Raw genomic sequence first — 24,464 nt, forward strand, 5'->3', positions numbered from 1 at the left:
GTGACCGAGTTGAACTCACGATTGAGGATGCCGACATAGGTGGAATCGGAGAGCTTGTTCGCCGCCACCGCAGCACCGAAGTAACGGCCGGACTGCGCGGCAGCCGCCCCAAGGGTGGACTCGGCAGCCTGGGCACTGGAGGTCACCACCACCATGCTGGTGGCGACGAGGGCGAGACCGGCTGCGGCCGAGACCAGCGCGGCGCGCGGTCGCAGTCGGGTAGCCAGCCGCCCGCTGGCGCGGGCGAGGGCGTTGTTCATGGCATGAGCCTTTCGACGAAGCCGTGCTGATGAGTAGCCGGCCCCGACTACTGCCCAGCACGATGGCCCTCCCTCGCCGACGCGGTCGCCCGGATGCCGCGTCGGCCGGTGCATTCAGCCGACCATCGTGAGTAGATCGAGGCTGTTGTATCGAAAACAGTATCGAAACAGGTCCGAAAGCTCAACGCGCCCGAGCAGTCTTCGACTGTTCGTCCGAGTCACGGTTCGTCTCCGGCACCGGCGGTGCGCCATGGGGAACTCGGTCACGCAGGCGAGATCAGCGCCCCCGAAAGTTTCGGTCCGTGCGGCCGGTCCGAAGTCCCGCCGCCGAGCACGTCGGCCAGCCAGCGGAGCTGCCGTCGCACGTGGGTGGCGTCGCCGTGCTCGTGGCCGTTGAACGGATACACGTGCATCGTCCGCTCGGCAGGCGGGCCATCGGCGGCGGCGCCGTAGTGGTTGTAGGCGGCGAACCCGGTGCTCGGGGGGCAGACCATGTCTCGCAGCCCGATCCCGAAGTGGACAGGTGCCACGGCCCGACGAGCGAAGCTGACCCCGTCGACGTAGGACAGGGTGCGCCGTACGACCGGCTCCGCGTCCCGGTTGACCGCCAGGTAGTTGACGATCTCGCCGTAGACGCCGACCTCGGTGATCTCGATGGCCCGTTGCAGGTGGCAGAGGAACGGCGCGGTGGTGAGCACGGCGGCCAGTTCGACGTCGAGCCCGGCAACAGCCAGGGCCAGGCCGCCGCCCTGGCTGTTGCCGGCCGCCACGACACCGTGCGGATCGACCCCCGGCAGGGCCCGCGCGGCCTCGACCGCGCGTACCGCGTCGGTGATGAGGCGGCGGTAGTAGTAGCCCTCCGGGCTCAGGATGCCTCGGGTCACCGGCGACGGCCCGCCCTGCGCCTGGCCGTGCGGGTCCGGTGTGTCTCCCGCGCCGTACTGGCCCGACTGCCCCCTGGCGTCCATGAGCAGGTGGGCGTAACCGGCGACCGGCCAGGTCAGACGTTCGTGCGGCAACCCACGGCCACGGCCGTAGCCGACATACTCGACGATCACCGGCAACGCGTCGTCGACTCCGGCGGGCCGGTTGTACCAGGCCCGGACCGGATCACCACCGAAGCCGGCGAAGGTGACGTCCCAACTGTCCACCAGGCGCAGGTCGGTCGGTACGGGGCGGACGTCGAGCAGCACCGGTGACTGCGCCGCCGCGTCCAGGGTCGACCGCCAGAACTCGTCGAAATCGGCGGGCTCGGCCACGGCTGGTGCGTACTGCCGCAACTGGTCCAGAGGCAGGTCGAACAGGGGCATGGTTCCTCGCAACGGGCTCGGTCAGGGATGTGAAGGCGGTGCGGTGCTCTCCCGGATCACCAGCTCGGCGACGAGGTCTATCCGGCTGGTGGGCAGGGCATTGCCGCGGGCGAGATCGAGCAGCATCTGGGCGGCGGTGCCGGCCATGTCGCGCAACGGTTGATTGACAGTGGTCAGGGCCGGACCGATCCAGGCGGAGAGCGGAAGGTTGTCGTAGCCGACCACCGACACGTCACCGGGAACGTCGAGGCCGAGCTGCCGGGCTGCCCGCAGCACCCCCAACGCCTGGAGATCCGAGCCGGCGAAGATCGCCGTCGGTCGGTCGGGCCGACTCAGCAGCTCGATGCCGTGCGTGTAGCCGGCGTCGAGGTGGAAGTTGCCGTGCCGGATCAGCGTGGCGTCGATCGGGACGCCGAGTTCCTCGTGGGCGCATCGGAAGCCGGCCGTACGGGCCCGGGCGCAGAGCACATCCCGTGGGCCGGAGATGACAGCGATCCGGCGATGCCCGAGATCCAGCAGGTGCCGGGTGGCGATCAGGCCACCGTTCCAGTTGTTCGAGCCGACGGTGGGCACTGAGGCGACGCTGGCGCTGTCAGTGTCGATCACGACCACGGGAATCGACTGCCGCTGCAACTGCTGTCGCTGCGAGTCGGTGAGGTTGCACATGACCAGCAGCACCCCGAGGGGACGCCGGGCGACCGCCGCGTCGACCCAGGACTGCGGCGGCCGGCGGGCGGCGTTGAGCTGTGACAGCACGACGTTCACCCCGGTGAGGGTGGCGACCGCCTCGACCCCCCTGATGATCTCCAAGGCCCAGTCCGAGCCGAACTCGTGGAACACCAGGTCGATCTGGCCTTCGCCGGGCGCTCGGCGGGCACGCCTGCGGTAGCGGTGTCGCTGCAGGCTGGCCTCGACCCGCGCCCGGGTGACGGCCGCGACGTCGGATCGTCCGTTGAGGACTTTGGAGACGGTCGCCGAGGAGACGCCGACCTCCCGCGCGATGGTCGCGATGGTCGCGGAGCCGAGCGCTGCCGGTGAACGCTTCTCTGCCATCCGATCCTCTGCAACGAGTCCGAAAATTTCGGAGACTCTAACACGCTTCGGACCGATGGAAGGTGACCCGAGTCGATGGCGCCCACTCGTCACGGTGAATGCCGGCAATCGCTTACCCGCACGGCAAGTACGGTCTGAACAGTCTTTCCGCGCCCCTTGACATGCCCTGTCGACGCCCTTAGGTTCCCGGACACAGGTGCCGAGCAGGTTTCCGAAAATTTCGATAATCGCCGTGTCCCACGGCGGTCGGCGTGGCCTGCCGGGAGACGCTCCCGGACCCGGCCGGAGGGGTTCGCATGACAAGTCAGCTGCCCGTCGACGACCGATTGGCGTCCTCCCACGCCGATCGATGGCGTGACCCGAAGCTGCGACCGGACGAACGGGCCGACGCGCTCATCCCGCTGATGTCGCTGGAGGAGAAGCTCGCCCAGCTGGTCGGTCTCTGGGTCGGCGCGGACGCCTCCGGCGAAGGCGTCGCTCCGCACCAGACCGACATGGTCGAGCACATTCCACCGTGGCAGGAGGCGATCCGGCACGGCCTGGGGCAGCTGACCCGGCCCTTCGGGACCGCGCCGGTGGATCCGGTCCTCGGCGCGCGGTCCCTGGCGGCCTCGCAGGCGCAGATCGTCGCGGCGAGCCGGTTCGGTATTCCGGCCCAGGTGCACGAGGAGTGCCTCACCGGTTTCGCCGCCTGGCGAGCGACCGTCTACCCGGCACCGCTGAGCTGGGGTGCGGCCTTCGACCCGGAGCTGGTGGAGGAGATGGCCGGCCTGATCGGCCGATCGATGCGGGCGGCCGGTGTCCACCAGGGACTCGCGCCGGTGCTGGACGTCACCCGCGACTACCGCTGGGGGCGCACCGAGGAGACGATCGCCGAGGACCCCTACCTGGTCGGCACGATCGGCGCGGCATACGTACGCGGGCTGGAGCGGGCCGGGGTGGTGGCGACGCTCAAGCACTTCGCCGGCTACTCGGCTTCGCGCGGCGGGCGGAATTTGGCGCCGACGGCGATGGGACGCCGGGAACTGGCCGACGTGATCCTCCCGCCCTTCGAGATGGCCCTGCGCCTCGGCGGGGCGCGATCGGTGATGAATTCGTACGCCGAGATCGACGGTGTGCCGGCGGCGGCCGACGAGGAGCTGCTCACCCGGACGCTGCGCGACGAGTGGGGCTTCGACGGCGTGCTCGTCGCCGACTACTTCGCCGTCCGGTTCCTGGAGACCCTGCACGGTGTCGCGGCCGACGCCGCGGCGGCAGCAGGGCTGGCCCTGCGGGCCGGGATCGACGTGGAGCTGCCCACTGTGGACGCCTACGGCGCGCCGCTGGCGGCGGCGGTGCGCTCCGGCGAGGTCAGCGAGGCACATGTCGACCGCGCCCTTCGGCGGGTGCTTATCCAGAAGATCGAGCTGGGTCTGCTCGACGAGGGCTGGCGCGAGCTGCCGGCCGAGGTCGAGGCGCTGCGCCTCGACGACGAGGCCAGCCAGGCCGTCGCCCTGCGGTTGGCCCGCCAGTCAGTCGTTCTGCTCCGCAACCGGGACGAGCTGCTGCCCCTCGCCGCCCACCAGCGGGTCGCGCTGGTCGGGCCGGTCGCGGACGACGCGATGGCGATGCTCGGCTGCTACTCGTTCCCGCTGCACGTGGGTGTGCATCATCCCGAGCACGGCACCGGGGTCGAGATCCCGTCCCTGCGCGAGGCGCTCCAACGTCGGCATCCGCAGCTCACCCACGTACCAGGCACCGGCATCACCGGCGACGACACCTCCGGCATCGCCGCGGCGGTCCAGGCGGCCACCGACGCCGATGTCTGTGTCCTTGCCGTCGGCGACCGGGCCGGCATGTTCGGCCGGGGCACCTCCGGCGAGGGCTGCGACGCGGTCGACCTCCAGCTGCCCGGGGTGCAGGCCGAACTGGTCCGCGCGGTGCTGGCCACTGCAACCCCGGTGGTCCTGGTGGTGCTCTCCGGCCGGCCGTACGCGCTCGGCGCGGACGTGGACGGCGCGGCCGCCATCGTGCAGGCGTTCTTCCCCGGTCAGCTCGGCGGCGAGGCGTTGGCCGAGATCCTCACCGGCGAGGTGAATCCGTCGGGGAGACTGCCGGTCAGCGTGCCCCGGCACGCAGGTGGCCTGCCCGGCACGTACCTCACCCCCATCCTGGGCCGGCGCACCGAGGTGTCCTCGGTGGATCCGACGCCGGCGTTCCCGTTCGGCCACGGTCTCAGCTACACCACCTTCGAGTGGAGCGACGCCGAGGTGGCCGACGCGCCCGGCGGCGTCACAGGTGAGCCGGCGACCTGGCCGGTCGACGGGGAGGTTACCGTCGGCGTCACGGTCCGCAACACCGGTGCCCGGGCCGGCACCGAGATCGTCCAGCTCTATCTGCACGATCCGGTGGCACAGACCACCCGACCGGTGGTGCGCCTGATCGGCTACGCGCGGGTACCGCTGGAGCCGGGCGCGACGGCCCGGGTCAGCTTCGCGGTCTCCGCCGACGTCACCTCGTTCACCGGAGTGCACGGCCGGCGCGTGGTCGAGCCCGGCGAGGTGCAGCTGCGGCTCAGCCGCTCCAGCGGCGAAGCGGTGGCCAGCCTGGCACTGCGGCTGGCCGGCGGCGAGCGCGAGGTCGGTCACCACCGCGAGCTGCTGTCAGGGGTACGTGTCGAGCCCTTGCCGGGGAGCCCGGCATGAGCACCACGACCACACTTACCCCGTCCGCACCCGCCCCCGGCCCGACGGCGCCGGACCGACCGCCGCGGGCGGCCCGCCAGACCTGGCGCCGCGCCCTGCGGCGGGACTGGCAGCTGTACTCGCTGGCCATCCTGCCGCTGCTGTTCTTCCTGATCTTCCGGTACCTGCCGATGCTGGGCAACGTGATCGCCTTCCGGCGGTTCCAGCCCGGCGGCAACATCTTCGGTGAGTACTGGGTCGGGCTGCGCTACTTCAAGATGTTCCTCAACGACCCGACGTTCTGGAACGTCTTCACCAACACCCTGGTGCTGGGCGCGCTGACCCTGCTGTTCTGCTTCCCCCTGCCCATCGTGCTGGCGTTGCTGCTCAACGAGGTGCGGGCCCGCAAGCTGAAGCGTTTCGTGCAGTCCGTGTCCTACCTGCCGCACTTCCTGTCCATCGTGATCGTCGCGGCCATCGTCATGCAGCTGCTGTCCATGGACGGCACGGTCAACCAACTCGTTCGCGCCGGTGGCGGTGAGGCGATTCCGTTCCTGCAAAGGCCGGAGTGGTTCCGCACCATCTACGTCTCCTCGGAGGTCTGGCAGACGGTGGGCTGGGGCACGATCCTCTACCTGGCCGCGCTCACCACCATCGACGATGACCTCTACGAGGCGGCCCGGATCGACGGTGCGAGCCGGTGGCGACAGACCTGGCACGTCACGCTGCCCGGCATCCGGCCGACGATGGTGACGTTGCTGATCCTCAACATCGGCACCTTCATGGCGGTCGGGTTCGAGAAGATCCTGCTGCTGTACAACCCGCTGACCTATCCGACCGCCGACGTCCTGTCCACCTACCTGTTCCGGATGGGCTTCGCGTCCAGCAACTTCAGTTACGCCGCGGCGATCGGGCTGTTCGAGGCGGTCATCGGGCTGATCCTGGTGATGTCGGCGAACCTGATCGCCCGCCGCACGGTGGGGACGAGCCTGTGGTGACCATCGACGCCGCCCAGCGGCCGACCGGATCCAAGCCCCGTCCCCGTCGGCGCGGCATCCAGGAGACCCGCGGGTACCGGGCGTTCCGCGTCGTCAACGGGATCATCCTGACCCTCGTGGTGGTGGTGACGCTCTACCCGTTCGTCAACATCGTCGCCCGGTCGATGAGCCACGAGTCGTACATCATCGCCGGGCAGGTGAACCTCGTACCGCGCGGCTTCACCCTGGACACCTACCAGTTGCTGATGTCCGACTCGCTGTTCTGGACGAACTACCGGAACACGGTGTTCTACACGGTCACCGCGACCGTCATCTCGATCGTGATGACCACCTGCTACGCGTACGTGCTGTCCAAGAAACAGCTCAAGGGGCGCAGCGCCCTGGTCGGCATCGCGGTCTTCACCATGTTCTTCACCGGCGGCCTGATCCCCAACTACGTCCTGGTCACCAGCCTGGGCCTGAAGAACAGCGTCTGGGCCATCGCGCTGCCCAACGCCATAAACGTGTTCAACCTGCTGGTGATGAAGGCGTTCTTCGAGAGCCTGCCGACGGAGTTGGAGGAGGCCGCCGCCGTCGATGGTCTCAACACGTACGGGATCCTGCTGCGGATCGTGCTGCCGCTGTCGAAGGCCATCGTCGCCACGATGGTGCTCTTCTACGCGGTGGCCTTCTGGAACTCCTGGTTCGCGGCGTTCCTCTACATGGACCGGCAGGAGCTGTGGCCGGTCACCGTGTACCTCCGCAACCTGATCGCCGGCGCCACCGGCGCGGAGAACGTCGGGTCGATCACCGAGGCCAACGAGGTACAGGCCGAGGCGACGCTCAAGGCGGTCACCATCGTGCTCACCACCCTGCCGATCCTGCTGGTCTATCCCTTCGTCCAACGGTACTTCGTCCGGGGCATCATGCTCGGCGCGGTCAAGGGCTGACCAGAAGCAACCACCCCTCCCACCACCGAGTTGAAAGGATCCCGCCATGTTCCGCAGATCGTGGCGTCACGCGGCGGCGGCTGCTGCCGTGCTGCTAGCCCTCGGCAGCGTCACCGCCTGTGGCGACGACCCGTCCGACAGCGAGGACCTGTCGGAGAACCGGGCCGGCGCGATGGAGAACTACGCCGCCGGTACCCAGTTCAAGGCCACCGAGCCGCTCTCCTTCTCCGTCCTCTACAACAACCATCCGAACTATCCGCTCAAGGAGGACTGGCTGTTCTGGACGGAGTTGAAGTCCCGGACGAACGTCAGCCTCGAAAAGGTCTCCGTGCCGCTGAGCGACTACAACCAGAAGCGCAGCCTGCTCATCGGTGCCGGCGACGCCCCACTGCTCATCCCCAAGACGTATCCGCCGGACGTGCACGCGTACGTCTCCTCGGGGGCGATCCTGCCGGTCAGCGACTACCTCGATCTGATGCCGAACTTCAAGGACAAGATCGAGAAGTGGAACCTGAAGGCTGAGATGGACACGCTGCGCCAGCAGGACGGCAAGTTCTACCTGCTGCCGGGCCTGCACGAGAAGCCCTGGCACGACTACTCCCTGGCGGTCCGCACCGACATCCTCGAAGAGCTGAACCTGGACATCCCCAAGACCTGGGACGACGTCTACACCATGCTCAAGGCGATGAAGGCGAAGTACCCCGCCATCTACCCGTTCTCCGACCGGTTCAGCCAGCCCAACCCCGCCGGCAACCTGCTGAACCTGCTGGCCGTGTCGCACGGCCTGGCGGGCGCGGGCTGGAACTTCCAGCACGTCAGTTGGAACGCGCAGGCGCAGCAGTTCGAGTACACCGGCGCCAGCGAGCACTACCGGCACATGCTCGAGTACCTCAACAAGCTGGTGTCGGAGAAGCTGCTCGACCCGGAGAGCTTCACCCAGACCGACGATCTGGCCCGGCAGAAGCTCGCCAACGGCAAGTCCTTCGTGATCAGCACCAACGCGCAGACCCTGGTCAACGACTACCGGCCTGACCTGGCGGCGACCAACCCGAAGGCGAAGATCACCAAGATCCCGCTGCCGGTAGGACCAGCCGGCGAGATCAACCCGGCCAGCCGGCTCGAGAACGGCATGATGATCTCCTCGAAGGCCCGCGAGAGCAAGAACTTCGTGGCCATGATGCAGTTCGTCGACTGGCTCTGGTACTCCGACGAGGGCCAGGAGTTCGCCAAGTGGGGTGTCGAGGGGACGACCTTCGTCAAGGACGCCGCCGGCAAGAACACCCTCGCCCCCGACGTCGACATGATCGGCCTCAACCCCGGCGCGCCCAAGCACCTGCAGAAGGACTTCGGCTTCGGCAACGGGGTGTTCGCCTACGGCGGCAAGCCCGAGCTGGTGCAGGCGTTCTTCTCCCCCGAGGAGCAGGAGTTCCAGCAGGTGATGAACGCCCGGGCGCCGAAGTCGCCGCCGCCGCCGTACCCGCTCAGCGACGAGGAGCGGGAGCAGGTGTCGCTCTGGGAGACCCCGCTGAAGGACCACGTCTACCAGGCGACGCTCCAGTTCATCCTCGGGCAGCGTGACTTCGCCCAGTGGGACGCGTACGTGGCGGAGCTGAAGAGCAAGAACATGGACGCCTACCTGGAGACGGTCAACAAGGCGTACAAGCGCTTCCAGGAGAACAACAACTAGAAGACGTGTCCGGTCCGGTCGTGTCGGCGCGACCGGACCGGACACCTGCCCCCGAGGACGACGATGCGCATCACCGTTGCGGAGCAACCCGTCGGCCGGCTGAGCGACGCGTGGCGGCTCGCCGTCGGCACCGGCCGGTTCGACCTGGCCCTGCGGCGCGACTACCAGGACTCGCTGGCGCTGGTCCAACGCGAGATCGGGTTCCGGTACATCCGAGGACACGGCCTGCTCAGCGACGGCGTCGGCGTGCACCGACCGTACGAGTACCGGGGCCAACGCCACGTCCGGCACGCCTTCGGCTACGTCGACCAGGTCGTCGACGCGTACCTGGAACTGGGCATCCGGCCCTTCGTGGAGCTGGGTTTCATGCCTTCCGAGCTGGCCAGCGGGGACCAGACGGTCTTCTGGTGGCGGGGCAATGTCACCCCGCCCCGATCGCACGGCGAATGGGCCGACCTGGTCCGGGCCACCGTCGGCCACCTCGTCGACCGGTACGGCCTGGACGAGGTGCGGGGTTGGCCGATCGAGGTGTGGAACGAGCCCGACCTGAAGGAGTTCTGGCAGGACGCGGACGCCGACGCCTACCACCGGCTCTACGAGGTCACCGCGCACGCGGTGAAGGACGTCGACGCCGACCTCCAGGTCGGTGGTCCGGCACTCTCTCCCGGCGCCGACGACGCGTGGCTGCCCCGGTTCGCCGAGTTCGTCACCGACCGCTCGGTGCCCATCGACTTCGTCAGCCGGCACGCCTACAGTTCCGGCCCGGCCCAACACGTGCCGTTCGGTGTCCACCAGAGCCTCGCTCCGGCGCAGCGGCTGCTGGAGCAGTTCGCCAGCCCTCGCCAGTTGCTCGCCGGCACCGCGCTGGCCGACCTGCCGGTGCACATCACCGAGTTCAACAGTTCGTACCGGCCGGACAACCCCATCCACGACACCGCCTTCCATGCCGCCTACCTCGCCCCGGTACTGGCCGGCGGCGGCGACCTGGTCGACTCCTTCGCGTACTGGACCTTCAGCGACGTGTTCGAGGAGGTGGGCATCCCGACCACGCTGTTCCACGGCGGCTTCGGCCTGCTCACCCACCGTCAGATCCGCAAGCCCACGTTCCACCTGTACGCCTTCATGAACCGGCTGGGCGGGCAGATCCTGGCCCGTGGCGCGGACCACCTGGTCACCCGCGACGACACCGGCCGGATCGCCGTGCTGGCCTGGGCTCCGGTCGACGTCACCGGCCGTGACCCGGTGGACGGCCACACCGTACGCCTGTCCCTGCCGGTCGCCGACGCGACGGCCCGTACCGCCTTCCTGCTGCGCTCCTCGGTCAGCGAGGAGGCCGGCAACGCCTGGCGGGCCTGGTGTGAGCTGGGGCGACCGCCCTCCCCCACCGCCCGCCAGCTGGACGCGCTACGGCAGGCAGCGGAACCGGCCCGGCGGCACGGCTCGCTGCCGGTGCTGGCCGGCCGCGTCGAGTTGGACCTGCACCTGGCCCGGCACGAGGTGACCCTTGCCGAGGTGAGCGCGGTGACCGACGAGACCCCACAATGGTGGGATGACAGTCGGCTGCTCGGCGGGGAGCCGTCGTGAGCACCGCGGCCCGTCGGGAGTTCGGCGCCGGCCCGCTGTCCCGGGGCGCGGCGCTGATCTACACGTTGCTCGTGGTCGAGTTGCTGCTGCTGCTCTGCGCGGCCCCCGGCCTGGTGGCACTCTTCGCGCTGGAGCGGCACGTGAGCAACCTGCCGCTGGTCGCGGTCTGTGCGGTGCCGTTCGGTCCGGCGTTCTCCGCCGCGCTGTACGCCCTGCACCGGCAGCGTCTCGACCTGACCGAGCTGCATCCGTGGCGGCGGTACTGGCGCGGCTACCGCGCCAACCTGGCCGGCTCGCTGCTGGTCTGGGTACCGACCCTGCTGTGGCTGACAGTCCTCGCGGTCAACCTGGTCAACCTGCCGGCCGCAGGGGTGCCCGGGTGGTGGGCGGTGCCGTTGGTGCTGGTCGGCGCCGGGGTGTCCGTGATCGGAGTCAACGCACTGGTGATCACGTCGCTGTTCACGTTCCGGCTGCGCGACGTGTTCCGACTGGCCGGGTACTTCGTGCTGCGTACCCCGGTGGTCGCCGTCGGCACCGCGTTGCTGCTGGTGGCCGCGACGGCGCTCACCATCGTCGCCTCGGAGGCGGCGCTCGTCGCGCTCGCCTCGGTGCTGGCCCTGGCGCTGGTCCGCGGCGGCGCACCGATGATCGACATCATCCGGGAGGAATTCGTGAAAGCCGATGAGCTCTCGCCCGGCCGTTGACGCCGGAGTCCGCTTGTCGTCCTGGTCGCCGGTCAGCGCTGTGGCTCGCGGGGCGTCCGATGGGCGGTGAGCCAGTCGACGGCGAAGTCGACAAGCGCGCGCTGGCGCATCAGCCGGCACTCGGCCCCGCCGACCCGCCCGATCCGCGTGCTGCCGATGCTCTCGAAGGCGTCGCCGACCTGGTCGAAGTCGCTCTCGTCGGTGTCGACGTCCTGCCATTCTTCCCAGGCCCGGCCGGTGGGAGTGCGGACAGCCGAGCCCTCCCGTCTGCGCGGCGGGTCCGGCAACCGGTACTCGGCCAGGTGCAGTGACGTGTTGCTGCCGTGGGCGGCGCCGAGCAGCAGGACGTCACCGTCCAGCCGGTAGACGGCACCCAGCGGTGAGTGCTCCCCGAGCATGTCGTCAAGCCGGTGCCCGGTCACCACCGCTTCGGCGGCCGGACCGACGGCCGCGAACGACACCTGCGGGTGGTCGCTGCGCCGCGCGCCCGGCCAGGTACGGACGGTCTCCGCGACCACGCCCATCCACCGGCTCGGCGTGACCGACGGGTCGAACCCGGGCATGTGGGCGCGGATCACCGGCCACCATGTCTCCGGTACGGGCGGGTGCCGCCAGCCGGCGGGATCGGTGTTGTCCGGCGTGTGCGTCGGCACCACCAGGGTGCCCTCCGGGCCCAGCGAGTCGAGCAGCGCCTGGACCACCGCGACCGGGCCGCCGCAGACCCAGCCGAGCGCTTTGAGTGACGAGTGCACAAGCGACACCGACCCGCGCCGCACGCCGAGCGACGTCAGGTCCCCGGCGAGTGCGGCGCGCGTGTATGGCGGGCCAGCGTCGATCAGCAGATCCTACCCGGGGTATGGCCGTGACCATGCGGAGTGAACCCCGGCACCGGCTGACGGTCTGCTCACTCGGTTTCGGCGGCAAGGGTGAGCAGGTTTTCCCGCACCTTCTCCAGCAGGTGCACCAGGGTGGCGCGTTGGTCGTCCGCCATCCCGGCAGTCGCGGTCTCGGCGAGCGTACGCCAGGCCGCTTCGATCTCCGGGATGACCGCCCGGCCCTTCCGGGTCAACTGGACCCGGGTGGCCCGCCTGTCGCCCGGCACGGCCTCCCTGACGAACCAGCCGCCCTGGTGCAGGCGGCTGAGGCTGCGGGTGACAGTGGGTTGTTCCACTCCGAGCCGAGCGGCGATCTCAGAGACCGTCATGCCGTCGGGCTCCTGGCCGAGCATCCACAGCAGGACGTCCTGTCCCGGATGTAGGGCGAGCGCGCTCAACACGTCGGCCTGCGCGCTGCGGTACAGCTTGGCCACCTTGACCAGGGCCTTGTTGGTTGCCAGCACATCCGTGAGCTCCACCTGGGCAGTCTACGAGTTGACGAGCCACCGTCGGATGTTACATAGTCGGCTAACCTATAGCCGGCTATGGAGCTGATGATGGAAACCGGTTTGTCGAACAAGGTCGCCCTCGTCACCGGGGCTTCCGGAGCCATCGGCCGAGCCACGGCGCTGCACCTGGCGGCGGAAGGCGCCGCTGTCGCCGTGTCCTGGCACACCAACCACGACGGCGCCATGGACGTGGTCGACGTCATCACGCGCACCGGCGGCCAGGCCTGTGCCGTCCGCCTTGATCACCGCATCGTCACCGCCGTGCCGCACGTCATCGACGAGATCACCGAACGTCTCGGACCGGTCTCCGTCCTGGTCGCCAACGCCGTGCAGTGGCCCTCCTTCGACGCCGACGAGATCGGCGGCCTCACCATGTCGCTGGCCGTCAACACCGTCGGGCCGGCAGCTCTGATCGACGCGGCCCTGCCGGCCATGCGCGCCGCCGGCTGGGGACGCGTCGTCGTGGTGTCGACCGACATCGTCGAGCAACCCATGGCCGGGCCGCTCGCCTACGCCACCGCGAAGGGAGCGCTGGAGACCGCCGCCCGCGTGCTCGCCGTCCGGGAAGCCCGGCACGGCATTCTGACGAACATCGTGCGTCCCGGCTTCACCCTCACCGACAAGGCGCTGAACGCTCCGTTCCTCGGGCCGGAAGCGGTCGCGGCCGAATCGGAGAAGACCCCGACCGGTCGCATCTGCACTCCCGACGACATCGCCACCGCCATCACCTATCTCGCCTCGGCCGCGAACGGCCACGTCAACGGGCAGACGCTGTCCCTGGCAGGTGGCCGCGAACTCGCCCGAGGGTGACGTCGACGCCGGCCGCTGACCTACGGACACGGACGGCCGCCGAGGCCTGACCACGCCCCACCCACTCAGGTGTCGGGACAGCCGAACGTGAAGGCGGTCGGCCATCATGGAGCCCTTGCCGGGGTGCGCGGCTCCTGATCACGTCGGTTGCCGTGGCGTGCAGTTGCGGGCGGGGGTCGAGATGGAGGAGCAGGACTTCTGGGTACGGCTGGAGTTCCGCATCTGCGCGGAGCTTCAGGGCTTCGAGGACCGCCACCTCCGGTGGTACTGGTGCGATGGCCTCGTTGCCGAAAGGTACGAGCTGCGGGCCGCCGAACCGTGTATCCGCGGCCGGGCCTGGTGCGGACCCAGTGGGCAGGAGCCATGGCAGTTCGTGTTGTTCATCGGCCCTGGCACGCGAACACCTGCGGAGATCCCGTGGGCGGCACTGCTACCCGACGATCGGGTGACAGGATGGCTGTCACTCGATCCTCGCCACCGGACCATGCTGGTGAACCCGCTTGCCGGCCACCCCGAATGATCGTCCCGACGCCAGCCGCCGATCGAACTAGGATCTCCACCCCCGACTACGGCCGGTGAGCCCGAGGACCCGGTCGAGCAGCGGAGCATCATCGGGCTGGGTGATCGACGGCCCGAACAGGCCGGGGGTGCCGTCGCTGCTGGCCTGTTGGGACACCAGGCGGTGAACCGTGTCGAGGGTCTGGTCATCGATGTCGTACGGCTGCCCGGTCGCGCGGGCGAGATCCCAGCCGTGGACGACAAGTTCGTTGAGCGCGACGACACCCATGAGCTCGGCCGGCAGGACCACCCCACCGACCGCGGTCTCGCCCGTCCAGGCGGCCGGCTCACGCCAGGCGGCGACCAACTCGTCGAGCCGCACCGGCAGTCGGCTGCGCCACTGCGGGTCAAGCTGGTCGACCGACGGGTCACCCGGACCGTCAGGCGCCGGATCCGGTCCCTTCTCCGCGGCCGTCCGGAACGCGAGCGTCAGCCCCATGAGGTGGTCGAGCAGGTCGCCGACCGTCCAGCTCTCGCAGGGAGTGGGAGCGGAGAGCTGGTCGTCGGCCACCCCGGGCAGCAGCGCCTTCAGCGCGCGGGCCGCGGGCTCGACATTCGGGCTGCCGTTACTGTCGATCATCTCTGCTCCTTCGACGCGAACACGTCCGCACGCTACGCGCCGGGACCGACAGACAGCCCGTGACGACGGCCGGTCATGGGGTGCCGGGGGCGGCGTCGCGCCACCGGGTCGGGGTAACCCCGTGTTCGGCCCGGAAGCGTTTGATGAAGTAGCTGACGTCGGGGTAGCCGACCCGGCGGCTGATCGCCGCCACGGTCAGGTCGGTGTCGACGAGCAGCAGGCGGGCCTGCTGCATGCGGCGCTGCCCGATCCACTGCTGCACGGTCCGGCCGGTCCGGCGGCGGACCACGGTGGTGAGATGCCCGGCGGTGAGCGCCAGGTCGGCGGCGACGTGGGCGAGCGAGATGGGCTCCTGGTAGCGCCGCTCGATGACGTCGAAGACCGCCGCGAGCAGTGGCTCCTCCGCCGAGCGCAGCTGATCGGCGACGCCGGTCGGCAACCGGGCCGCGGCCACCAGCAACAGAGTCAGGTGGGCGAGCGCGGCCTCTCGGTGACCGTCGCGCCGGGCGCGCTCGGCGTCCAGGGTGGCGAAGCGCTGCACCCAGGCCACCCGGTCGGACGGTGGGATGCGCAGCCGCTGTGCCCGGTGGGTGCCGTGGGCGAACGGGAGAAGCAATGGGTGCGACCGCCACGACGAGTAGGCCCCCGACCTACCGGGCCGCACCACGTCGGTCGGGAACCACACCGCCCACCCGTCGGAGACCGTCGTCTCGATCGGGTCGAGGAAGGAGACGACCTGCCCCGGTGCGATGACGAACAGGTCCCCGTCGGTCACCGACCACCTGCGGTTGTCGATCACTAACCTGCCGTCGGCCCGGTGCGCGTAGAAGAGCACCAGGAAGTCGTGGGCGTGAGCGCCGCTGGCTACCGGGTCCACGGTGGGTGTGCCCTGGGGGACACGAGCCACGGCGACAGGGGCGACGCCGGCCACCCGGTCGAACCCGATGACCGGCACGCCCTGCCCGGTCACTCCGACGGCCCGGGACCCGGCAACCGAACTTCGTCGCATCCGGTCCACAGTTACGCCATTGCCCACTGTGTCGCGCTCCATGACGCTGAGAGTACGACCGAACTTCATCTGATATCGGAGCGTCGCATGACCGGACAGTCCCACCCCACCGACGCACAGCAGTACCTGCCCGGCATGGGCAAGCACTGGCTGCTGCCGCTCTACGATCCGTTCTCCCGTCTCGCGGGAATCGGGCGTATCCACGGGCAACTGATGGACCGGGCGAACCTCCGGTCCGGCCAGCGGATCCTGGAGATCGGCTGCGGTACCGGCAACCTCCTGACCGCGCTCGGGCACCGCCTCCCGGACACCGACGCGCTGGGCATCGACCCGGACCCGGCCGCGCTGCGCCGTGCCCGCCGCAAGGCGACCCGGAGCGGCCTGCCGATCCGCTACGAGCAGGCGTTCGCCGGGGCGCTACCGCTGCCCGACGGCAGCGTCGACCGGGTGCTGTCCGCGTTCATGCTGCACCACCTGGACGACGAGGAACGTACCCGGGCGCTACGGGAGGTCAGGCGGGTCCTGCGTCGCGGCGGCGAACTGCACGTGCTCGACATCGACGGAACGCCGTCCGGGCGAGGCGGGGGGATGGCGCACCGCAACGCCCGGGTGGCCGCCAGCCTCCCCGAGCGGGTGCTGGCCGCACTTGTCGACGCCGGCCTGAGCGGCGTCGCGAGGAACGGCGGGGGCAAGGCGTGGTTCGGCCGCTTCGCCTTCTACCGCGCGGAGGCACCCTGAGGCGGACAACGCCGGCCGGCGAGGCGCCGTCGCCGCGCCCCGGCGGCGTCGACGGTCGGCGCGGTCGCGGACTGTCGGCTCAGTGCAGCGGGCGACCGTGCGCGTCGGGTACCCCGGACTTGCGGTGGAAGTAGGCGTTGACCTGGTCACGCCACTCCCGCGCGCAGCGCAGCTGCTCGTCGAGCCGCTCGGTCACCCGGGCGTGCACCGCCGCGTCCACCAGCCCGACCAGCGACTTCCACCGCAGGCAGGCCGCCTCCACTTCGGCCACCCCGTCGAAGTGGGTGTCGTAGATGTGCTGGATGACGGTGCGGCCACTGTGCAGCACATGCTCGTACGGCACGTGGTGGAAGAAGAGCAGCAGCTCGTCGGGGCAGGTGACCGGGGATTCGTACACCCGGGACCACGGCCGCGGGTACTGACCGGTGAAGCCGGTGCCGGTGGCTCGGGTGCGGTCCACGCCCACGCCGTCGCGGTCGGCGAAATGGTACGTGCCCCACCTGGTGTACTCGTACCCGTCGACGTCGGGGCCGTAGTGGTGCCCCGGCCGCACCATGAATCCCACGCCCAGCGGCGCCGTGTAGCGCTCGTAGCTGCGCCACGAGTCGTCCATGATCTCGTGCAGCGTGCGGCGGAGCAGGTCCGGGTCGGCGCTGCTCTCGGGGTGGAAGGTCAGCTCGATCCACTCGTCCAGCACCTCCGCCGGCCGCAGCCGCGGATCCCAGGCCAGCCGGCCGAAGGCGTACAGGTTGGCCTGGGCCAGCGGATGCCCGGTCCAGAACGGGTCGTCGCCCACGTTGGAGACGGCGACCAGGCCGCCACCGTCGGCGGCCACCCCGGCGACGGTGCTTCCGTCGTCTCCCCAACCGAACCGCAGCACCTCGCTCCACCAGGGAGCCAGATAGCACACGTGCCGCTGCTGGCCGGTGTACTCCTGCGTCACCTGGAACTCCACAGCCATCCGGGTGCCGGGCATCGCCGTGATGACCGGCGAGACCGGCTCCCGGGTCTGGAAATCCATCGGGCCGTGCTTGACCTGCACGACGACGTTGTCCCGAAAGCGGCCGTCGAGCGGGGCGAAGTGGTCGAACGCGGCCCGGGCACGGTCGGTCGAGCGGTCCCGCCAGTCCTGCCTGTGGTTGTAGACGAAGGCACGCCAGTGCACCACCCCGCCGTGCGGCGCCAACGCCTCGGCGAGCAGGTTCGCCCCGTCGGCGTGGTCGCGGCCATAGCTGAACGGGCCCGGTTGTCCCTCCGAGTCGGCCTTGACCACGTAGCCGCCGAAGTCGGGGATGCGGGCGTACACCGCGCGGGTGGTCTCGGCCCACCAGGCCCGCACCGCGTCGTCGAGCGGATCCGCGGTGGGCAACCCGGCGAGGACGACGGGCGCGGCGAAGGTGACCGACAGGTGCACCCGGATGCCGTACGGGCGAAACTCGTCGGCGATCTCGGCGACGTCGTCGAGCCGCTCGGTGAGCAGCCGTGCCTCGGTGGCGTGGACGTTCACGTTGTTCACCGCCACCGCGTTGACTCCGCAGGCGGCCAGCAGTCGCGCGTACGCCCGGACCCGATCGCGGTCGCGCCGGGGGTGCCCGTCCTGCCAGAAGATCGACCCGCCGGCATAGCCGCGTTCGACCTGCCCCATCACCGGGTGAACGTCGACGTTGTCCCAGTGGTCGAGCATCCGACGGCGCATCGCGGGACGGTACAACCGTGCCTCGTGCGGTGCGCCGAACGCCGATTCACCGAGGCGGGTCAGGTGGAACAGCCCGTACAGCAGACCGGCCGGCTGGTCGGCGAGCAGCACCGTGACCTCGCCGTGGCGGGCCAGCGCGTAGCCTTCCGCGCCCAGCGGCCCGTCATCGGCGGCGTCCAGGTCGGCCAGGGCGGCGTCGAGTTCGGCCGGGCCGTCGCCGACGGCCGGGACCAGGGCGAGCACGAGGCTCGGCGGCGGCCCGTCGACCTCCCGCCGGACGCTGCCGCCATGCACGGCACAGGCCCGCTCGACCTCGGCGACAACCGTGTCGACGAGCCCTCCCTCACCGTGGACGAGGCAGTGCCGGGAGCCGATCGCGCGGAACACCTCGGGCGGCAACCAGGTGGGGTGGACGTCGGTCGGAGCGGGGCGGCCGGTCATTGCGCAGATCGTAACGTCGCCACCAAACGCGTCAAGATACTTCCGGAAGTTCCGGTGGCCGGTGGACACGCCGTGCGGAGCGTGCCCACCGGCCGGTGACCCGTACCCGTCAGGTCGGTTCGACGGGCAGCCACAGCTCGCAGGTGGCGGTGCTGAAGTCGGCCGCACGCTCGAGGATCGCGACGATCGACGGACCGGGCCGCAGCCGCCACGGGTTCGACGGGAACCATTCGGCGGCCGTCGCGGCCCAGGTCCGTTGCAGGGTCTGCGGATACGGTCCGGCGGTACGGAAGACCGCCCACGTACCGGCCGGTGCCTCGATGCTGTCGAGGTCGTCCGGGGCCGTGGTGTCGCGGGCGACGGCGACACCGTGCAGGTAGGTCAGCTCGGTGCCCTCGACGGCGTCGGGATCGACGTCGTCGGTGACCTGGAGCAGACCGCCCGGCTCGGTGTCGCTGAGTTCCTTCAGCCGCTGGTGCTCCTCGGCCGGCAGCGCGGTGACGTGCCGCTGGATGTGCGGGTTGACGCCCTGGTGGATGAGCGGAACCCGGGTGGCGTGTCCGATGAGCCGGAACGCGGGGCGGTCGACGATGCGGGTGTCCACGGGAGTGCTCCCTTCGACGGTCAGGCGGAACCTGAGTTGTGGTTGGGTACGAAGGGGGCCTCCGTCGCGGCGAATGTCACCGGGGCCGGCGCCGTGGACGGCCCGGAACGCGCGTCCGAACGCCTCCGTGGAGCCGTACCCGTACCGCACCGCGATGCTGAGCAGGTCGTCCTCGCCTCGGACGACCTCGGCGGCGGCGACGGTCATGCGCCGCCGGCGCACGTACTCCGACAACGGCATGCCGGCCAGCGACGAGAACATCCGCCGCAGGTGGTACTCGGTCGTGCCGAGCGCCCGGGCCGAGCCGCTGACGTCGATCTCCTCGGTGAGGTGCTCCTCGACGAGATCGACAAGCCGGTTGAGTGCCGAGATCATGAGGCCTCCTTTCGACGTCCAGCCTGGCCCCCGCGACCCTGGCCGCGCCCGATCGTCCTGGCCCGATCCGATCATGCGTCGGCGGGCGGTGGCCCGGTGACGCGCCCGTTTGGGACGCCAGCGGTCGGGTAGACGCCGGATCCGCGGCGAGAGGGGTACGGCGAGGTGGACGACGATCAGTTCATCGGCTCCGTGGCGAACCGCACAGGGGCCTCGGCCGAGCAGGCGACAGCCATCGCGCGAGCCACGCTCACCACCCTGGCGGAGCGGATCGACGGCGGCGAGGCACGCGATCTCGCCGGTCAACTGCCCGAGGGGCTGCGGGCGTACGCGTTCGGCCCGCATGAGGACGCCGAGCGTTTCGGCCTCGACGTGTTCGTGCAGCGGGTCAGTGGGCGGGCGGACGTCGACCCCGACCTGGCGGCGGCCGGCATCCGCGCGGTCCTCGACACCATTCGCGAGGCCGTCGAAGCCGGTCAGTACGACGATGTCATCGCGTTCCTGCCCGCGGAGTTCTGGCAGGTGGCGAACCCGGCCCCGCAGTACGACGCGCACCGCGACCGGGGCTGACCGCGCCGGACGTCACCGGAGCAGGGCGCCCTCGGCCACCGGCTCCAGGTACACCGGCAGGTGGTCGCCGGCCTGGGCGACGAACATCGCCACCTCGTACGCCATGTCGCCGACCTCCGCGTCGCCGTCGATACCGACGGCGAGGACCGCACCGTTCCCGGTGGTGGCATGGAACAGGAACGCCCGGGACATCTGCACCACCACCTGGTGCAGTTCGCCGTCCCCGCAGACCCGCGCCGCCGCCAGGCCGAGCGCCTGAAGCCCGCAGACCATGCTGGACAGTTGGCTGGCGAGTTCGTCGTCGATGCCCCGGGAGGCGCCCAGCAGGAGCCCGTCCGGGGAGAGCACCACCGCGAACTGGGCGCCCGGCACACGGTCGACGATGTTGTCGAGCGCGCGGCCGAGGTTGTCAGCGGTGGCCACCGCAGAAGTCATGGCAGGTCCTCTCGTCAGGTGGAGCCGGTGGGTACGGGCCGGTCCAGGCTCAGTCCGCGGCCCGTCGGGGCCAGGGCTGTCCGTTCGTGGTGTACGACGGGTCGGCCAGAATGGTTCGAAGCAGGGCCAACAGGTCGGTGCGGTTGGCGCAGTTGAGCCGCGAGCGCATTCGGGCGACGTGGTGCTCCACAGTCTTGGCCGAGATGAACAATCGGTCCCCGATCTCCCGGTAGGTGAGACCGGCGACCACCAGTTCGGCCACCTCCCGCTCCCGGTCGCTGAGCCGGTGCGAGACGGCCCCGGCCGCCGGCTTGCGGTCCTCGGCGGCGGACCGGCCCTGTAGTGCCCGAGCGCAGTCCAGCAGCGCCGTCATCGCCCGCCGGTCGGCGGTGCGGATGGCTGCCTGCCCGGCCAGTCGGGCACCGTCCCAGCACAGGCCGGTGTCGTGCAGGCCCCGGGCGGCGGCCTCGACCCGGACCGGGTCGACGGTGCCGCGCAGCACCTCCAGCCAGCATTCGGCCGCGGCGGCCACCACGGCGGCGTACCGGCTGTGGCCGGCGGCGGCGAGCAGGGCGCCGACGTGCTCGTCGGCGGCTGCCGGGTCGTCGGTGAGGATCGCCGCGTGCAGTCCGCTCCAGTGCAACGGCGTACGCCACAGGGGTGGATCGTCCAACCGGCCGAGCAGCTCGTGAGCTGCCCGCAGGTAGGGCTGGAGTCGGTCCAGGTCACCGAGCCGGGCACCGGCGATGGCCAGCTCACCCAGCGGCAGCAGCGTGAACAGGTCGACCGGGTGGCGGACCACTGCCTCCAACGCGGGCACCCAGCCACGCTGCAACGCGCCGAGATCGCTGGCACGCCGGGCGATGCCCATCGTCAGCCCGGCGGCGAAAAGCAGGTCACGGGACTCCAACCCAGCGCCGGCGGTCGCCTCGGCGAGTTGCTCCCCGGCTGCGGCGATCCGGCCCCGCGTCATCAGGATCCAGGCCCGCAGCAGCCGGTGCCGGCCGGTCAGCAGCGGCCCGCCGATGCCGCTGGCCAGGGCCCGGTCGAGGACCCGCTCGGCGATGTCCAGCTCACCACAGTGCACTGCGGTCAGCGCCGCCAGAGCGGCGGGACTGTCCGGCAGCAGCACCGCCCGCCCGTCTGGTTCGAGCAGGGCCGCCGCCTGCACGAGGGTGGACAGGGCCGCCGACGGTGTCCCGTGGACGCTGTCGCGTACCCCGTCGGCCATCAGCCGGGCGGCACCGGCCTGCAACGTCGGTGGGCTGTCCTGGGTGGGTTCGGGGTGGTCGGTCGGCCGGGCGGTGGCGAGCGCGCCGACCGCCGCGAAGGCGTGGGCGCTGGCTCCGCCCGACCACCGGTACAGCTCCACGCTGCGGTCGGTCTGTCCGCGGTGGGCCAGGGCGGTGGCGGCGACGAGGGCGGCCTCCGCCCGGGCGGCGGGAGTCGCTGCGGTGAGCAGCCGGTCGGCCAGCCGCAGCGCGAGGTCGAGGTCACCGGCGAGGGCGGCGGCGACCGCCTGCCGTCCGCCGACGGGCCGGCCGGCGGCGGCGGCCGCGGCGAACAGTTGGGCCGCCAACGCCGGTTCGCCGCGGAGGGCCTCCTCCGCCGCCGCCTCCAGGGTGGCCGCCGGGCAGTCACCGGCCACACCGGCCGCCAGCAGCGAGCGCACCAGCGGCAACACCGGTGCGCCCCGGCTCAACGCGAGCTCGCTGAGCAGGTGCCAGACCGCGGTACGGTCGGCGGCCGGACTCAGCGCGGTCACCGCCCGCCCGACCAGCGGGGTGGGCCGGCCGTCGGCGCCGAGCAGGCCGGCCGCCCGGGCCTCGGCGACGAGGTCGTCGATCTCGGCCGGCTCACGGTTGAGCAGCGGGCGCAGCGCCTCGGCGGGCAGCGGGACCCCGGCGGCCAACGCGATCAGCAGCCGTCGTACGTCGGTGGTCAGGTGCTCCAGGTCGGGGCCGAGGTGCAGGATCACCTGGCGGGGCGGTTCCGTCGGTACGCCGGCGGCCGTCTCGTGCTCGCGCAGTCCGTCGACAAGCCATCCCACGTGTCGGGGCACTCCACCGGTCTGCGTGTGCACGAAGTCGACCAGGTCCGAACGGCGGCCGAGGCGGGGCACGGCGGCGAGGTACGCGGCGGTGCGTGCCCGGGTGAACGGGGTGAGCAGGAGTTGCCGCCCCTCGCGGCGCAGCGTGTCGGCCAGCTCGATCAGGGCCGCCGGTCGGGGCCACGGCCGGTAGCTGACCGCGATGCGGCGCCGGCGATCGGTCACCAGCCGGCGCAGCGTCCGCAGCCGGGCCTCGTCGAGCAGGTGCGCGTCGTCGACAAGCAGCACCGTGTCGGGGTCGTACGCGTCGTCGGCCGCCGGTACCTCGGTCTGGACGGTGACACCGGCCCGGGTGTACCGGCCGGCCAGTTCCTGGAGGTAGGTGGTGCGGCCATGGCCCCCCGGTCCGGTCACCCCGAGCGCGAGGGGCGCGGCCGGTTCCGCGCTGATCGCGTCGAGCAGGTCGGTCGGTTCGGCGTCGAGGACCAGCGGGCTGTCCGCCACGGCGCTCGTCATCATGGCGGTCATCCTTCGTGCCCCCGGCTGCGTACCAGCTTCCGGCGGGATCGTTTCGGCAGGTCGAGGGGCGGGTAGCGGATCGGCGGGCGGGGTGGCGGCTCCTCGCCGGGGGCCAGGTCGTCGGCCGGCCCGAGGGGTGGGCCGGCGGTACGCGCAATCGGCCCGTGGGACGCGGTGGCGACGGTCGCCGGAGTGCCGACGGTCGCCGGTGGGCCGGGCGGTGGGGGTGGACCGGCCGGCAGCGGACGCGGGGACAGGATCCGGGTGCCGGCGGCGGCCGCTCCGGCGGCGGCGGTGTTCTGCGGGTCGGGTGCGGTCTCGACCGGGAACCCGGCCGTGGCGAGCAGCTCGGCGACAAGCGGAACCCGGCTGGCGCCGCCGGCCAGCAGCACGCCGTCGAGCTGCGCCGGTGCCAGGTCGGCGCCGCGGACGGCCTGGGCCAGCAGTTCCACTGTGGTCTGGACGGCGGGTCGGATCAGTTCCTCGAACTCCAGCCTGGTTACCGGTACCCGGACGGGACCGGTCGGCAGCGCCAGCGCCACATCGGTCTGCGGCCCGACGGTCAGCTCCCGCTTGGCCCGTTCGCACTCGGCGGGCAGCCGGCGCAGGGCGGTGCGCGCACCGGGGCCGGCGGCGGACAGGTCGCGGGCGAGCGCGGTCCGCACGTGCGCGGCCAGCGCCTCGTCGAAGTCGGCGCCGCCGAGCCGGCTGAGCGTCCGGGGGACGCCGACGGTCTCGTACCGGTCCCGGGAGTTGCGGCGGACCAGCGCGGTCTCGAAGGTGCCGCCGCCGAGCGCGTACACGGCGGCCACGCCACCGGCGAAGCCCCGGGCGGCGTGCCCCTCCGCCACGGTGACCGTGCGGGGCAGCAGCGTCACCTCGCCCAGGCCGTAGTCCCACAACGCGCTGTGCAACAGGTCTCGGCGGTAGCGTCCCCAGGAGGCGGGGTGGCTGAGCACGACCATCTCGGCCGGCGCGCCCCGGGCACCGTGGACCTGATCGACCACGTGCGCGGCGAGCAGCGCGACAAGCGTCTCCGGCCGGTACCGTTCGCCGGCGAGCAGCAGTGGTACGTCGTCGCCGACCCGGCTGAGCACCCCCCGGGCGGTACGGTCCGGCTCGTCGCTCTCACCGAGGGTGAACGTGCCGTCGGGGGACAGCAGCAGCGTCGACGGAAGCGGGCCCGGGCCGGGGTGCAGGGCGACCGGCTCGGGGTGGCCCCAGTGCCCGTCACGGTGACGGGCGACCGCGGCGACGGTGCTGGTGTTGCCGATGTCGATCCCGAGCACGTAGGCCATCTGCTTTCTTCCTTGACCGCGTCGGCCGTGGGGGTGGGCCGGACAGGCCCGCCGACGCGGGCCGCCCCGGGGGACCCCGTGGGCTCCTACGTTCGTACCAGAGATCACTCCGGCATCAGGAGCCCCAACTTCGGCGGGCGCCGGTCCCCCACTCCCCCTAACGTACGAGAGTCCGGATGCCCCTAATCGAACGGGTCGGATTGCGGGAT

General features: G+C 71.1%; 21 protein-coding genes and 1 pseudogene. 10 read left to right on the top strand and 12 right to left on the bottom strand.

The window, feature by feature from the left end; translation table 11 throughout:
• The 3 genes and pseudogenes from AB0I71_RS21060 to AB0I71_RS21070 all read right to left on the bottom strand — a co-directional run.
• A pseudogene (locus tag AB0I71_RS21060) lies at window positions 1–260 on the bottom strand (1,4-beta-xylanase); the annotation flags it as partial.
• A gap of 263 nt (window positions 261–523) precedes the next feature.
• Entirely contained in the window at window positions 524–1,570 is a 1,047-nt protein-coding gene (locus AB0I71_RS21065; RefSeq protein WP_357587067.1) for an acetylxylan esterase, read from the bottom strand.
• A gap of 21 nt (window positions 1,571–1,591) precedes the next feature.
• The gene (locus AB0I71_RS21070) at window positions 1,592–2,623 is read right to left on the bottom strand and encodes a substrate-binding domain-containing protein (RefSeq protein ID WP_357587069.1); all 1,032 of its coding nucleotides are present in this window, start codon (window positions 2,621–2,623) and stop codon (window positions 1,592–1,594) included.
• 296 nt (window positions 2,624–2,919) lie between these two features.
• Here AB0I71_RS21070 and AB0I71_RS21075 point away from each other — a divergent pair, with 296 nt between their 5' ends.
• The 6 genes from AB0I71_RS21075 to AB0I71_RS21100 all read left to right on the top strand — a co-directional run bounded on the left by AB0I71_RS21075 (window position 2,920) and on the right by AB0I71_RS21100 (window position 11,188).
• Window positions 2,920–5,307, top strand: coding sequence for a glycoside hydrolase family 3 N-terminal domain-containing protein (locus AB0I71_RS21075; RefSeq protein WP_357587071.1), 2,388 nt, complete (start codon window positions 2,920–2,922; stop codon window positions 5,305–5,307).
• Window positions 5,304–6,284, top strand: a complete 981-nt coding sequence (locus tag AB0I71_RS21080; RefSeq protein WP_357587073.1) for an ABC transporter permease subunit — start codon at window positions 5,304–5,306, stop codon at window positions 6,282–6,284. Before AB0I71_RS21075 ends, AB0I71_RS21080 begins: the two co-directional genes overlap by 4 nt.
• The gene (locus AB0I71_RS21085; RefSeq protein WP_357587075.1) at window positions 6,281–7,213 is read left to right on the top strand and encodes a carbohydrate ABC transporter permease; all 933 of its coding nucleotides are present in this window, start codon (window positions 6,281–6,283) and stop codon (window positions 7,211–7,213) included. Before AB0I71_RS21080 ends, AB0I71_RS21085 begins: the two co-directional genes overlap by 4 nt.
• Window positions 7,214–7,259: 46 nt before the next feature.
• Window positions 7,260–8,900, top strand: coding sequence for an extracellular solute-binding protein (locus AB0I71_RS21090; protein ID WP_357587077.1), 1,641 nt, complete (start codon window positions 7,260–7,262; stop codon window positions 8,898–8,900).
• A 63-nt stretch (window positions 8,901–8,963) separates the two neighbouring features.
• Window positions 8,964–10,484, top strand: a complete 1,521-nt coding sequence (locus AB0I71_RS21095) for a xylan 1,4-beta-xylosidase (protein WP_357587079.1) — start codon at window positions 8,964–8,966, stop codon at window positions 10,482–10,484.
• Complete coding sequence (locus AB0I71_RS21100) at window positions 10,481–11,188, top strand: DUF624 domain-containing protein (protein ID WP_357587081.1); 708 nt, start codon at window positions 10,481–10,483, stop codon at window positions 11,186–11,188. The genes AB0I71_RS21095 and AB0I71_RS21100 overlap by 4 nt, the downstream gene beginning before the upstream one ends.
• A 32-nt stretch (window positions 11,189–11,220) precedes the next feature.
• On the opposite strand, the gene AB0I71_RS21105 is transcribed toward AB0I71_RS21100, so the two are convergent.
• Complete coding sequence (locus AB0I71_RS21105) at window positions 11,221–11,940, bottom strand: AAC(3) family N-acetyltransferase (RefSeq protein ID WP_357587083.1); 720 nt, start codon at window positions 11,938–11,940, stop codon at window positions 11,221–11,223.
• A 152-nt stretch (window positions 11,941–12,092) separates the two neighbouring features.
• Entirely contained in the window at window positions 12,093–12,542 is a 450-nt protein-coding gene (locus tag AB0I71_RS21110) for a MarR family transcriptional regulator (protein ID WP_357587085.1), read from the bottom strand.
• Between the two features lie 66 nt (window positions 12,543–12,608).
• Between AB0I71_RS21110 and AB0I71_RS21115 the strand changes: the two genes are divergently transcribed.
• Both AB0I71_RS21115 and AB0I71_RS21120 read left to right on the top strand, forming a co-directional pair.
• Entirely contained in the window at window positions 12,609–13,382 is a 774-nt protein-coding gene (locus AB0I71_RS21115; RefSeq protein ID WP_357587087.1) for an SDR family oxidoreductase, read from the top strand.
• A gap of 157 nt (window positions 13,383–13,539) precedes the next feature.
• A complete protein-coding gene (locus AB0I71_RS21120) occupies window positions 13,540–13,902 on the top strand; it encodes a hypothetical protein (RefSeq protein ID WP_357587089.1) in 363 nt (120 codons plus the stop codon).
• A gap of 27 nt (window positions 13,903–13,929) precedes the next feature.
• Here AB0I71_RS21120 and AB0I71_RS21125 read toward each other — a convergent pair whose 3' ends face one another.
• Together AB0I71_RS21125 and AB0I71_RS21130 are read right to left on the bottom strand one after the other, a co-directional pair.
• Window positions 13,930–14,520 carry a TIGR03086 family metal-binding protein gene (locus tag AB0I71_RS21125; RefSeq protein WP_357587091.1) on the bottom strand — a complete coding sequence of 197 codons (591 nt, stop codon included), beginning with the start codon at window positions 14,518–14,520 and terminating at the stop codon, window positions 13,930–13,932.
• A 73-nt stretch (window positions 14,521–14,593) separates the two neighbouring features.
• Complete coding sequence (locus AB0I71_RS21130; RefSeq protein WP_357587270.1) at window positions 14,594–15,475, bottom strand: AraC family transcriptional regulator; 882 nt, start codon at window positions 15,473–15,475, stop codon at window positions 14,594–14,596.
• 141 nt (window positions 15,476–15,616) lie between these two features.
• On the opposite strand from AB0I71_RS21130, the gene AB0I71_RS21135 reads away from it, so the two are divergent.
• On the top strand, window positions 15,617–16,267 hold the full coding sequence (locus tag AB0I71_RS21135) for a class I SAM-dependent methyltransferase (RefSeq protein WP_357587093.1): 651 nt from the start codon (window positions 15,617–15,619) through the stop codon (window positions 16,265–16,267).
• Window positions 16,268–16,346: 79 nt separating this feature from the next.
• On the opposite strand, the gene AB0I71_RS21140 is transcribed toward AB0I71_RS21135, so the two are convergent.
• Window positions 16,347–18,404: an alpha-glucuronidase gene (locus AB0I71_RS21140; RefSeq protein ID WP_357587095.1), complete on the bottom strand. Its 2,058-nt coding sequence runs from the start codon at window positions 18,402–18,404 to the stop codon at window positions 16,347–16,349.
• 109 nt (window positions 18,405–18,513) lie between these two features.
• Window positions 18,514–19,383: an AraC family transcriptional regulator gene (locus AB0I71_RS21145; RefSeq protein ID WP_357587097.1), complete on the bottom strand. Its 870-nt coding sequence runs from the start codon at window positions 19,381–19,383 to the stop codon at window positions 18,514–18,516.
• A 165-nt stretch (window positions 19,384–19,548) separates the two neighbouring features.
• Here AB0I71_RS21145 and AB0I71_RS21150 point away from each other — a divergent pair, with 165 nt between their 5' ends.
• Entirely contained in the window at window positions 19,549–19,953 is a 405-nt protein-coding gene (locus AB0I71_RS21150) for a DUF2267 domain-containing protein (protein WP_357587099.1), read from the top strand.
• A 12-nt stretch (window positions 19,954–19,965) separates the two neighbouring features.
• On the opposite strand, the gene AB0I71_RS21155 is transcribed toward AB0I71_RS21150, so the two are convergent.
• From AB0I71_RS21155 to AB0I71_RS21165, 3 genes are read right to left on the bottom strand one after another with little or no spacing between them, the layout of a single operon-like run.
• Window positions 19,966–20,388, bottom strand: coding sequence for a roadblock/LC7 domain-containing protein (locus tag AB0I71_RS21155; protein WP_204007461.1), 423 nt, complete (start codon window positions 20,386–20,388; stop codon window positions 19,966–19,968).
• Window positions 20,389–20,437: 49 nt separating this feature from the next.
• Complete coding sequence (locus AB0I71_RS21160; protein WP_357587102.1) at window positions 20,438–22,957, bottom strand: LuxR C-terminal-related transcriptional regulator; 2,520 nt, start codon at window positions 22,955–22,957, stop codon at window positions 20,438–20,440.
• Between the two features lie 5 nt (window positions 22,958–22,962).
• A complete protein-coding gene (locus AB0I71_RS21165; protein WP_357587104.1) occupies window positions 22,963–24,255 on the bottom strand; it encodes an Hsp70 family protein in 1,293 nt (430 codons plus the stop codon).
• Window positions 24,256–24,464: the final 209 nt, after the last annotated feature.

This window comes from Micromonospora sp. NPDC049891 (genome assembly GCF_040660295.1).
Taxonomy (GTDB): domain Bacteria; phylum Actinomycetota; class Actinomycetes; order Mycobacteriales; family Micromonosporaceae; genus Micromonospora.

Coding starts and splice junctions, on each gene's coding strand:
- AB0I71_RS21080 (WP_357587073.1), top strand. CDS start 5,304: ATGAGCACCACGACCACACTTACCCCGTCCGCACCCGCCCCCGGCCCG.
- AB0I71_RS21115 (WP_357587087.1), top strand. CDS start 12,609: ATGGAGCTGATGATGGAAACCGGTTTGTCGAACAAGGTCGCCCTCGTC.
- AB0I71_RS21140 (WP_357587095.1), bottom strand. CDS start 18,404: ATGACCGGCCGCCCCGCTCCGACCGACGTCCACCCCACCTGGTTGCCG.
- AB0I71_RS21070 (WP_357587069.1), bottom strand. CDS start 2,623: ATGGCAGAGAAGCGTTCACCGGCAGCGCTCGGCTCCGCGACCATCGCG.
- AB0I71_RS21095 (WP_357587079.1), top strand. CDS start 8,964: ATGCGCATCACCGTTGCGGAGCAACCCGTCGGCCGGCTGAGCGACGCG.
- AB0I71_RS21075 (WP_357587071.1), top strand. CDS start 2,920: ATGACAAGTCAGCTGCCCGTCGACGACCGATTGGCGTCCTCCCACGCC.
- AB0I71_RS21135 (WP_357587093.1), top strand. CDS start 15,617: ATGACCGGACAGTCCCACCCCACCGACGCACAGCAGTACCTGCCCGGC.
- AB0I71_RS21125 (WP_357587091.1), bottom strand. CDS start 14,520: ATGATCGACAGTAACGGCAGCCCGAATGTCGAGCCCGCGGCCCGCGCG.
- AB0I71_RS21145 (WP_357587097.1), bottom strand. CDS start 19,383: ATGATCTCGGCACTCAACCGGCTTGTCGATCTCGTCGAGGAGCACCTC.
- AB0I71_RS21155 (WP_204007461.1), bottom strand. CDS start 20,388: ATGACTTCTGCGGTGGCCACCGCTGACAACCTCGGCCGCGCGCTCGAC.
- AB0I71_RS21165 (WP_357587104.1), bottom strand. CDS start 24,255: ATGGCCTACGTGCTCGGGATCGACATCGGCAACACCAGCACCGTCGCC.
- AB0I71_RS21065 (WP_357587067.1), bottom strand. CDS start 1,570: ATGCCCCTGTTCGACCTGCCTCTGGACCAGTTGCGGCAGTACGCACCA.
- AB0I71_RS21160 (WP_357587102.1), bottom strand. CDS start 22,957: ATGATGACGAGCGCCGTGGCGGACAGCCCGCTGGTCCTCGACGCCGAA.
- AB0I71_RS21090 (WP_357587077.1), top strand. CDS start 7,260: ATGTTCCGCAGATCGTGGCGTCACGCGGCGGCGGCTGCTGCCGTGCTG.